The organism is Flavonifractor sp. An306 (assembly GCF_002159455.1).
GTDB lineage: Bacteria > Bacillota > Clostridia > Oscillospirales > Oscillospiraceae > Flavonifractor.
The window spans coordinates 21,508-28,149 of record NZ_NFIQ01000049.1 but is presented as its reverse complement, the minus strand read 5'-3'; the positions used below and the strand labels follow the sequence as shown (position 1 = coordinate 28,149).

Below are 6,642 nucleotides of genomic sequence, written 5' to 3'. Positions count from 1 at the left end.
CACCCCCAGCCAGGCCCCCGGGACCGCCGGGCAGGGCGGCGCCGGGCTGGATCTGCGGCTGGTGCTCATCCCCCTGGCGGTGGTGCTGGTGCTCCTGGCCTTCCCCGCCCGGCGGAGGCTGGGCCGCGCCCTGCGGGAAAAGAAATTCCGGCAGGAGAACACCAACCGGGCGGTGATCGCCGCCTACCTCCAGCTGAAAAGGCTGGAAACATGGGGTTATGAGCTGCCGGAGGAGCTGTTTGAGCTGGCCAAAAAGGCCAAATTCAGCCCCCACACCCTGACGGAGGAGGAGCGGGAACAGATGGCATCCGCCGCCCGGACCGCCGCCGGACAGGTAGACCGGACTCTTCCCTGGTACAGGAAGTTCTGGTTCCGGTATATCCTGGGCCTGTTCTGAGCCAAATGAAAACGCCCCCGGAGGAACTATTCCTCCGGGGGCGTTGCTGTTCTATTCCGTCAGGCTGAAGAAATCGGACAGGCGGTCGGACTTGTCAAAGATGTTGTTGTAGAGCAGCAGCTGGTAGCCGTCCACCGCCTCCTCCAGGTCGGCGGGCAGGGCCTCGTTCTCCCCGTACCAGGTACCGTCCGCCCCCCGCACCCCCACGGTGTTGATCACCGGGGCGGTCTGCCACAGCTCCAGCAGGTATTTCTGGTAGCCGGTCATGGGCAGGCGAGCGGTATCCATCAGCAGGGCGGACAGGTAGTTCAGGGAGAGCTCCACCCCCTCCGCCTCAGGGATGTCGTAGTTGGCCCACAGGAAGAAGGGTACCATCTGCTTTTTCTGGGCCAGCTCGGTGGGCGGGTCGATGCCCAGCACATCGGTGTAGAAGTTGGTGGCCACCTGGGGCTGGTGGTCCCCGAAGAGCAGGATCATGGTGGGCTCCTCCACCTGGGAGAAGTAGTTGATGAGTTCCTCAAAGGCCTGGTCGCTCTGGTAGATAAGGGATAAGTACTGATTCACCGTCTGGAACCGGCCCTCCAGCTCCCCGGTGAGCCATACCTCCCGGGGCAGATTGTCCCAGGACATCTGGTAGCCCGAGTGGTTCTGCATGGTGACGTTGAAGAGGAACAGGGGCTCCCCCTCCTCCTTCTCCTCATAGAGCCGGATCAGGTTTTCATAGTCGCACCGGTCGGTGACATAGCCCGTCCTGGAATCCCCCCGCATGTACTCCCGGTTCTGGAAGTCGCTCTCGAAGTACACCTCGTCGAAGCCGAAGTTCTGGTACACCGATGGCCGGTTCCAGCCGGAGGAACGGTAGGGGTGGGCGGCAATGGTGCGGTAGCCCAGGGCGGCCATCTGGCTCACCAGAGTGGGGTCTCCGTCGGAGACATACATCTGATAGGGCACTGTCCCGGCGGGGAGATAGGCGGTGGTGTTGCCGGTGAGGAACTCGTATTCCGAGTTGGCGGTGGTGCCGCCGAACACCGAGGAGTAGGCGTAGCCCTTGATGGTATTCTCGGTAAGGGAGCGGAGGAAGGGCATGGCGTCCTGGTTGGTCTCCACCCCCGGCAAAACGGACAGGTCCGAGAAGGACTCGTTCATGATCACAATCACATTCACCGGACGGGTGGTCCCGTCCGGGTCCGTCACCGTGACGGAGGGCCCGTCGGAGGCGGTGTCCGCCGTCAGCTGTTCCAGGCTCTCCTGGGAATATCCCTCCGGCTTTTCCACCCGCATGTACTTGAGGCACACGCTGAAGTTGAGGGCCAGGCCGTTGCCCCGGGTGGTCCACATGGAGGGCTCAATGCCCTGGTTTTCCACAAACCCGGTGCCAAAGAACACCGCCAGCACCATCCCGGCAACCCCCGCCGACGGCAAAAACCGCCGCCAGGTAAAGGGGATGCGCTCCTCCCTGGGCAGCAGGGACAGGGCCAGCAGAGCCAGCACCAAAATCAGCAGGGAGATGAGCTGCATCCGGTCCAGGGAATAGTCATAGTTCCCCGCCACATTCACCGCCGTGCCCAGGGTGAGGAAATCCCCGGGGAACAGGGTGCGGCCCCGGAAAGAAATCAAGTAGTGGTTGGTCATGCCCAGCCCCCAGGCGATGCCCAGAGCCCACTTGGCCGCCGACACCCGGCGGCCCCGGCCAAAATAGAAGATCAGCTCCAGCAGATAGTACCAGATCAGGTTCAGGCCGATCTGCATGGGGGTAAAATCCTGCCAGGGGTCGTTATAGTTCAGGTACTCCACCAGCGTGAAGGCCAGCAGCGGAACCAGCACCAGTACCCCCCGGCCCAGCCAGCGGTATTTCCCCTCCGACAGGGCCACCTTGGGCCAGCGGAGTTTCTTCTTTTCCTTTGCCTCAATAAAATTTGCCATATCTCTACGCTGCCTTTACCCGGATTTGATGATTGACATTGTAACACAAAAGAGCGAAAGCGCAATGCGCTTTCGCTCTTCTTAAGGAAATTTTTATGGAAACAGCCAATGTTATCCCAGCTGTTCAAAGAGCCGCAGAGTGGTCATCATGCACTGCTCTCTGGTGTAGGGCTCCAGGGGGGAGAAGCTGTTGCTGCCGGTGCCGCTCATCACTCCGCTGGCCTGCATCTGGCCTACAGCCTCCTTAGCCCAAGAGGCGATGGAGCCGTTGTCGGCGAAGGTGGGCTCACCGGCGGGCAGGGGCTGCCCCAGAACCTCCGCCAGGCGGGCCAGGATGGTGGCGGCCTGCTCCCGGTTCAGCTCCCCGTCCGGGTTGAACTTACCGTCCCCCACGCCGCCGACCACGCCCAGGCCAGCCATTTTTTCCACATTTACGTCGCTGGTGTCGCTGAAGGTGGCCCGTTCGGTGATCTCCTTCCCGGTGGCGGTTTCGTAAAGGGCGGTGGCCAGGGCGCAGAACTCCGCCCGGGTGGCGGTCTGGGTGTACTGGCTCTGGAGGGTCTCGGGCACGATCCCCGCGGCAATAGCGGCGTTCACCTGCTCGGCGGCCCAGGAGGAGGGCTGATCGGCGGGGTCAGTGGTGGGTTCAGGGTCGGTGGTAGGTTCGGGATCAGTGGTGGAGCTACTGCCGTCGACGGAGACAAAGATGCTCTGGGTGTAGGTCATGGCGTCCATGGTGGTGACCGTAAAGATACCGCTCTCCGGCAGGACAAAGGACCCGCCGAACTGGACGGTGGTGTAGCTGTCTCCCTCATAGGACTCCACGGAGTACAGCCAGGAACCGCTGATGGTGGTGCCGGCGGGGTAGAGGTACACGGTGTGGGTTTTGCCGTCGCTGGTGGTGTAGGAGGAGGTGCCGGTGCTGGCGGCGTCGGACACCAGACCCATGGTGCTGTCGGGGACGGGGATCTCACCCTCCGCCGCCAGGGCGGTGGGGAGCACGGCCAGGGACAGCACCAGGGCGCAGGCCATGGCCAGGGACAAGAGGGCAGACAGACGCTTTTTCATGGTGACAGGCTACCTTTCTTTCTGATGAGTGAGAAGGGCGCTCCAGAGGGGGCCCGGTTGCCCCCATTATAGAAAGGCGAGAGAAGGAAAATAATGCGCCGGCTGCATAGGGTTGGTAGTTTTTGCGCAAAAAGAGCCCGGCGGTTCATACCGCCGGGCTCCTCTCATGCAGGGGCGGGCCTTCCAGGGAAATCGCCCGGTCGCACAGCTCCACCACCGCTCTCTCGTGGCTGGACAGCACCACCGGTACCCCCAGCGCCCGGATCCGCCCCAGGATCCGCTCCGCCCGGGGGGCGTCCACCCCGGTGAAGGGCTCGTCCAGCAGCAGCAGGCCACCCCCCAGAGCCAGCGCCCTCGCCAGGGCCAGCCGCCGTCCCATGCCCCCGGACAGGGCAGAGGGGCTGGCCTGTTCCTCCCCCGCCAGCTCCACCAGCTCCAGCCAGCGGGAAACCTCCCCCCGGCGGCTTTTGGGCAGCACGTCGGAGATGTGCTCCCCCACTGTCCGCCAGGGCAGCAGCCGGTCCTCCTGAAAGAGGATCACCGGGTTTCGGGGCACGGTTACCGTCCCCTCCTCCACGCACTGCAGCCCCGCCAGCACCCGCAGCAGGGTGGTCTTGCCGCACCCCGAAGGGCCGGACAGGGCGGTGAGACCGCTGTCTGGCAGTTCCAGTGAAAACCGGTCCAGCACCAGCTTTTCCTCAAAACGCACCGTAATATTTTGGACTGCAATCACGTTTTCTCCCCTCCCAGCCGCCGGAACAGGGTCCCCATGGCCCGCTCCAGCACAAAGCTGAGGGCCACCACCGTCACCGTCCAGGCGAACAGATCGGGGGTCTCCATGGTGATCTTGGCCCGGTAGAGCCTGGTGCCGATGGCCAGCTTGGGCAGGCAGAGCACCTCGGCGGCCACCCCCGCTTTCCAGGCCAGACCCAGGGCGGTGGCGCAGCCGCTGGCGAAGTAGGGCAGCACCGAGGGGACGTAGATCAGCCCCACGGTTTTGCCCTTCCCGAACCGGTAGGCCTTCGCCAGCTCCAGCAGTTTGGGGTCAGTCTGGGCGATGCCCTTGCCCACATTGCCCCACAGCACCGGCAGCACCATCAGGGCGGACACGATGGCGGGCACCATCCCGGTGGTGGGGGCCCACAGCAGCACCAGCACGATGAAGGAGGCCACCGGGATGGCCCGCACCACTTTGACGGCGGGGGTGAGCACCCAGTCCGCCGGGGCGAAGGCGGCGGTGGCCACGGCGGCGGCGGTGCCGACAACCGCCCCCAGGGCGAACCCGGCGAAGATCCGGCCCAGGCTCATCCCGGCCGCCTGCCAGAAGGCGGGCTCCTGTATCAGCGCCCCAAGCCGCCCGGCCACCTCCAGAGGGCCGGGCAGCAGCAGAGAGCCGTAGCCCTCAGTGCGCCAATCCATCAAAACCGCCCCAAGCTGCCAAACCCCCAGCCAGAAGGCCAGGGGTATGACAACACGCAGTATTTTATTTCGGGTCTTATTCCGCGATGTAGTAGAATCCGTCATCGGGGATGGAACCTCCAATGGATTCGGGGTCGGCGGCGAAGAGCACCTCGTAGTAGCTGGAGATGGACTTCATATCCTGACCGGCCACGAAGATCATATTGGCCTGGGGGATGGCGGCCTGGGCAATGGCGGCCTTGGGCACGATGCCGTACTGCTCGATGAGGGCGGCCCCCTCCTCCGGGTTGTCCTTGATATAGTTGATGGAAGCCTCATACTCGGTGAGGAAGTCCTGCACCGCCTGGGGATTTTCCTGGGCAAACTCGGTGCGCACCACCACGCAGCCCATAGTGAAGGTGCCGTTGGCACCGGACTCGGTCCAGGCGTCGCTCAGGTCCACGGCGTCCCGCACGTCGCTGTTCTGCATCAGCACGGTGGTGGCGGCAGGGACGGGGAGCATGCACAAGTCGATCTCACCGGAGGCCATCAGGGAGGTGACCTCCTCGCTGGTTTTCCACTGGATATCCACATCGGTGTCGGGGTCCAAGCCGTTCTGGGTCAGCAGATAGTCCAGCACGTACTCGGTGTTGGTGCCCTGGTTGATGGCGTAGAGGGTCTTGCCGTTCAGGTCGGCCAGGGAGTTCACCGTGTCCCCGTTCTCCAGGATATGGAGCACCCCCAGGGTGTTCAGGGCCAGCAGCTGCACCTTGCCGGTCTTGTTGTACAGGTTGGCGGCCACGTTGGTGGGCAGGGCGGCGATATCCAGCTCCCCGTTGTTCAGCTTGGGCAGGATGTCGTTGGCCGGGTCGGAGCCCAGGGTGACGGCATAGTGGTTGACGGTCTCGCCGGCGTCATTGTCGGAGAGCAGCTTGGCGGCCCCCATACCGGTGGGGCCATTGAGCAAGCCCAGGTTGATCTCGGTGCCCGGCTCGCTCGTAGGAGCCTGGCTCTCAGCCACGGGGGTGGTTTCTGCGGCAGGGGGGGTGGTCTCGGTCTCCGGGGCCTCCTTGGGTCCGCAGGCAGTCAGACCCAGGGCCAGAGCCAGGGCCAGGGTAAGAGAAAACAGCTTTTTCATATGAGCCTCTTCCTTTCTACAGATGTTCCAGAGCCGCCTGATCCAAAATCCGAATGGTCCGCCCCCGGTGCGCGATGGCGCCCCGGTCCCGCAGGTCGTCCAGAGCCCGGTAGAGGGAGGCCCGGCTCACCCCCAGCCGTCCGGCCAGGCCGGTGAGGGAGCAGTCCAGCTCCACCCTCCCCTCCCCCTCGTGGGCCAGCAGGTACTGGGCCACCTTCCGCCCGGCGGTGCCGGCGGTGAGGGCGTCGATCTTGCCGGAGAGAAACCAGATGCGCTGGGACAGATAGGTCACATAGCTCCGCCCCACCTGGGGCCAGCGCTCCATCCACTCCTCCACCAGCGCCTGGGGAAAGAGCAGCAGCCGGCAGGGGGAGCGGGCGGTGAGGGTGGTGGCGTAGTCCGGCCGCTGATAAAACAGCGCCGCCGCGCCGAACAGGTCTCCCCGTTTCAGCACGCTCATGATCAGCGCGCCCTTGCTCACCTGCACCGATCCCTCCAGCACCACCCCCAGGCAGCGCTGGAAGTGGCGGGGATCGTAGATGACCTCTCCCTTGGCGGCCGCCCGGCGGAGCGCCCGGGGGTCGGCGAGGGAGGCCTGGGCCGCCTCCGGCGCGCCCTGAAACAGAAAGGTCCCCTCCAGCAGCTCCAGCAGGGCCTCCTCGTGTTCCGCCATTTCCAGTCGCCCTCCATTTTTGTCTCAGATGGTACAGTTAGTCTA

General features: G+C 64.4%; 7 protein-coding genes. 1 reads left to right on the top strand and 6 read right to left on the bottom strand.

The window, feature by feature from the left end:
• On the top strand, positions 1 to 397 hold a 397-nt coding region (locus B5F88_RS20710), incomplete at its 5' end, for a hypothetical protein (protein ID WP_204246237.1).
• A 51-nt stretch (positions 398 to 448) separates the two neighbouring features.
• Here B5F88_RS20710 and B5F88_RS12755 read toward each other — a convergent pair.
• From B5F88_RS12755 to B5F88_RS12730, 6 genes are all read right to left on the bottom strand, one after another.
• Entirely contained in the window at positions 449 to 2,320 is a 1,872-nt protein-coding gene (locus tag B5F88_RS12755) for an LTA synthase family protein (protein ID WP_204246236.1), read from the bottom strand.
• A gap of 111 nt (positions 2,321 to 2,431) precedes the next feature.
• Positions 2,432 to 3,388: an S-layer homology domain-containing protein gene (locus B5F88_RS12750; RefSeq protein WP_087346689.1), complete on the bottom strand. Its 957-nt coding sequence runs from the start codon at positions 3,386 to 3,388 to the stop codon at positions 2,432 to 2,434.
• Positions 3,389 to 3,533: 145 nt separating this feature from the next.
• A complete protein-coding gene (locus B5F88_RS12745; protein ID WP_087346685.1) occupies positions 3,534 to 4,121 on the bottom strand; it encodes an ATP-binding cassette domain-containing protein in 588 nt (195 codons plus the stop codon).
• Positions 4,118 to 4,807, bottom strand: a complete 690-nt coding sequence (locus B5F88_RS12740; RefSeq protein WP_242959782.1) for an ABC transporter permease subunit — start codon at positions 4,805 to 4,807, stop codon at positions 4,118 to 4,120. The genes B5F88_RS12745 and B5F88_RS12740 overlap by 4 nt, the downstream gene beginning before the upstream one ends.
• A gap of 76 nt (positions 4,808 to 4,883) precedes the next feature.
• Complete coding sequence (locus tag B5F88_RS12735) at positions 4,884 to 5,924, bottom strand: ABC transporter substrate-binding protein (protein WP_087346679.1); 1,041 nt, start codon at positions 5,922 to 5,924, stop codon at positions 4,884 to 4,886.
• Between the two features lie 16 nt (positions 5,925 to 5,940).
• Positions 5,941 to 6,597 (bottom strand): Crp/Fnr family transcriptional regulator, encoded by a 657-nt coding sequence (locus tag B5F88_RS12730; RefSeq protein ID WP_087346676.1) that lies wholly within the window; start codon positions 6,595 to 6,597, stop codon positions 5,941 to 5,943.
• Positions 6,598 to 6,642 lie beyond the last annotated feature (45 nt).

Excerpts from the sequence above, each read along its gene's own strand:
- B5F88_RS12735 (WP_087346679.1), bottom strand. The coding sequence starts at position 5,924 with ATGAAAAAGCTGTTTTCTCTTACCCTGGCCCTGGCTCTGGCCCTGGGT.
- B5F88_RS12750 (WP_087346689.1), bottom strand. The coding sequence starts at position 3,388 with ATGAAAAAGCGTCTGTCTGCCCTCTTGTCCCTGGCCATGGCCTGCGCC.
- B5F88_RS12730 (WP_087346676.1), bottom strand. The coding sequence starts at position 6,597 with ATGGCGGAACACGAGGAGGCCCTGCTGGAGCTGCTGGAGGGGACCTTT.
- B5F88_RS12740 (WP_242959782.1), bottom strand. The coding sequence starts at position 4,807 with ATGGATTGGCGCACTGAGGGCTACGGCTCTCTGCTGCTGCCCGGCCCT.
- B5F88_RS12755 (WP_204246236.1), bottom strand. The coding sequence starts at position 2,320 with ATGGCAAATTTTATTGAGGCAAAGGAAAAGAAGAAACTCCGCTGGCCC.